Origin of the sequence: Mesobacillus subterraneus, from assembly GCF_000934845.1 — a bacterium.
Lineage (GTDB): Bacteria > Bacillota > Bacilli > Bacillales > Cytobacillaceae > Mesobacillus > Mesobacillus stamsii.
On the sequence record NZ_JXIQ01000198.1, the window covers coordinates 1 to 2,954 of the forward strand.

Sequence of the window (2,954 nt, forward strand, 5' to 3'; positions counted from 1 at the left end):
TAAGTTTACTCCTCAGAGCTGGATGATACACCATTTCATTGACGCGAAAACGGACAAACAGTAAACTAGAAATGATGTTTAATGGGGGGATACAGATATGATGACGATTGTCACACTGATCATTTCAATGTTATTGTTCTTTGTTCTGTTTTTTGGAATTGGATTTATATTAAATATGCTGCTGAGGATGTCCTGGGTAATGGCGATCGTATATCCGTTAATTGCGATATTCATAATCGATAAGTACCCATTGATTGATTACTTCCGTTCCAGCGGGAAAGCTTTCCGTGACCTTGGACAGCGGATTTCACAGCTAGCAATCGCAGATGTATTAATACTTAGCAGTGGCTTGGCAGGTGCAATCTTGGCTGGTGTAGTTATCAAACTGTTACGAAAAAAAGGATATCAAATGTTTTAAAAAGACCTTCAATTTTTTGAGGGTTTTTTTATGGATAAAATTAAAAAATGAAGGGAATAATTTACTTATTATGGTAGTGTAAATAGGCCTTTTGACCCTTTTTTTGCTCCTTTTGGAATATTTCTTGTTTTTTTGGGAAATGAATAGTTTTGGGAGGAGTGAAATAATATATGAATAGATTAAAAATGTGGGCAATACGTTTAGTACTGGCTGTATTATTTTTTGTAGCACTAACTTCCACTTTCCAATCGATATCCGGTGTGGAGGCTTCTGCTGTTACTTCATACGTTTTTGACAGTGATAGCCGGCAGCAAGAGGGAATTTCCAGTTTCGATCATAAAAAGAAGTCAATGGGACTAGCATTAAAGTTTTTTAAAAAAGTATCAGAAATGAAGACGAAGATTTCTTCAAGTGAAAAAGTAGCCGGAACACCGCCAACGCTTGAGGAATCGATGAATTGGGCACAATATCCGACAAAGCAGATTATTGCAACAGGGTACACGGCCGGAGTGGAATCCACTGGGAAAAATCCTGACCATCCTGGCTATGGCATCACCTATTCAGGTGTGAAGGTAAAGCGTGATCTTTATTCGACAGTAGCGGCTGATCTTAATGTATTCCCAATTGGAACCATTTTGTTTATCCCTGACTATGGATTTGGAGTAGTGGCCGATAAAGGTGGGGCAATCAAAGGAAATAAGGTGGACTTATATTACAATACCGTGAAGGATGTATACGAACAGTGGGGCAAGAAAACGCTGGATGCATACATAATTAAAATGGGCAACGGAAAACTTACAGAAGAGGACATGAAAACCCTTAACGAAAATGAATCGATGCAGGTATTCCGCCAGCAGTTTACTAGCGGAAAAAAATCATAAAAGGAAAAGGCGCTTTCCCTGACGGAAAGCGCCTTTTTATTCATGGATGAGATGGTACAATTTTTCCAGACCATCCAAGAGCCGAGGGGACGGCCGGCAATACAATTCTTCTTCGAGGATGAAAAGACGGTCTTCCTTGATGGCTTCAAGTTCCTTCCAGCCAGGTCTGTTTATGATCAATTCTTTCTTTATTTTTTGTTTTCTGACACCTACCCAGGCGATACAAATATAATCTGGGTTTCGCGACTTTACATCATCCCAGTTCGTCTGAACGCTGGCAAGATCGACATCTTGGAAAATATTTTCACCGCCGGCTATCGCAGATATTTCGGTCAGCCAATTGATCCTGCCGGGGGTGAATACGGGTTTGGGCCACCATTCCCAGTAAAGCTTAGGAGTCCATTTAGCTGTTTCCCCTTTTAACCTGATGCCCTCCAACCTGCTCCTGAACTTCTTTGCGGCATCCTGTCCACGCTCTGGCATATTCAGTGCTTCAGCCGTGATCACTAAATCATTTTCTATATCTTTGAGTGATTGTGGATTCAGGATGATGTGAGGAATATTACGTACTTTCAAGCCTTCGATGTTCTTTTCCATGCCAGGAACGCTTAATGATGCAAGCACGAGGTCAGGCTTCAATTCCTCAACAAGGTCAAGATTAATCGAAAGGTCCGGACCGAGCTGGGGCAGGGACTTAACCGCCTCTGGCCAATCAGAGAAATCATCCACTCCGACAAGAAGATGGGTCAGCCCGAGAAATTCCATAATTTCTGTATTGCTGGGACATAAAGATACTACTTTCAAACTAATTCACCAGCCTTATAAAAGAAGATAATGAAACAGCAAAGTCAGTGCAATGCCCGTTAATCCACCGAAAAATACTTCAATCGGCTTATGTCCTAGCAGTTCTTTCAGCTCTTTTCGTTTTTCCTGTGCAGGCTTATCTTGCCAGCCTTTAGCTTCCTGGGCGAAGCGGCCAAAGTCAAGCACCAATTGATTAAGGACCACGGCTTGCTCACCAGCCTGCCTGCGAACACCAGAAGCGTCAAACATCGTGATAATTGCAAAGACTGCCGAAACGGCAAATACCGCTGAATCCATCCCTGTCTGCAGAGCAACTCCCGTTGATAAAGCGGTAACAGCAGCGGAGTGCGAGCTTGGCATTCCACCGGTGCTCGTCAGCAATGACCAGTCAAGCCTTCTCGTCGCAATATATTGAATCGGGACCTTCACGAACTGTGCGAAAAAAATCGCCGCCAGAGAAGCCCATAATGGGAAATTTGTAAATAAATCCATAGATGTTCCCCCTAGTTTAAAGCATTCTTTTTTCAATAATACCCAAGTTTTATCATAACATTACAGCGGGTGTCCAATGATTGATTAAATTGTGTAACTTTGTTTTGACAGGCTACCTGAAGCGTATGTTACATTCTCTTTATTAAATTCAACGGATGGAACTATTATACCTTCTATGACTCGTTAGAAGAAATATGGATGACGGGTAAAAGGAATTTTGAAGAAAGAATAAAATTTACCTCGAGAATTGGCCAGCCAAAATTATATTAAAAAGGGAATTAACTAGGTATCATCCGCCCGAGAGATGCCCATATGGAGGTGGAATTGCTCGCATAAGGGTATCATTCCGTCCGAGAGAT

The 2,954-nt window shown here is 41.8% G+C and carries 4 protein-coding genes; 2 read left to right on the plus strand and 2 right to left on the minus strand.

Going from position 1 to position 2,954, the window contains the following annotated elements:
• Positions 1-97: 97 nt before the first annotated feature.
• Entirely contained in the window at positions 98-418 is a 321-nt protein-coding gene (locus tag UB32_RS18585) for a YuiB family protein (RefSeq protein ID WP_044396620.1), read from the plus strand.
• A 170-nt stretch (positions 419-588) separates the two neighbouring features.
• Positions 589-1,299: a 3D domain-containing protein gene (locus tag UB32_RS18590; RefSeq protein ID WP_044396622.1), complete on the plus strand. Its 711-nt coding sequence runs from the start codon at positions 589-591 to the stop codon at positions 1,297-1,299.
• A gap of 36 nt (positions 1,300-1,335) precedes the next feature.
• Here UB32_RS18590 and UB32_RS18595 read toward each other — a convergent pair whose 3' ends face one another.
• Both UB32_RS18595 and UB32_RS18600 read right to left on the minus strand, forming a co-directional pair.
• On the minus strand, positions 1,336-2,103 hold the full coding sequence (locus UB32_RS18595; RefSeq protein ID WP_044396623.1) for a cobalamin-binding protein: 768 nt from the start codon (positions 2,101-2,103) through the stop codon (positions 1,336-1,338).
• 15 nt (positions 2,104-2,118) lie between these two features.
• Positions 2,119-2,595 carry a divergent PAP2 family protein gene (locus UB32_RS18600; RefSeq protein WP_044396624.1) on the minus strand — a complete coding sequence of 159 codons (477 nt, stop codon included), beginning with the start codon at positions 2,593-2,595 and terminating at the stop codon, positions 2,119-2,121.
• Positions 2,596-2,954: the final 359 nt, after the last annotated feature.

Excerpts from the sequence above, each read along its gene's own strand:
- UB32_RS18600 (WP_044396624.1), bottom strand. The coding sequence starts at position 2,595 with ATGGATTTATTTACAAATTTCCCATTATGGGCTTCTCTGGCGGCGATT.
- UB32_RS18585 (WP_044396620.1), top strand. The coding sequence starts at position 98 with ATGATGACGATTGTCACACTGATCATTTCAATGTTATTGTTCTTTGTT.
- UB32_RS18590 (WP_044396622.1), top strand. The coding sequence starts at position 589 with ATGAATAGATTAAAAATGTGGGCAATACGTTTAGTACTGGCTGTATTA.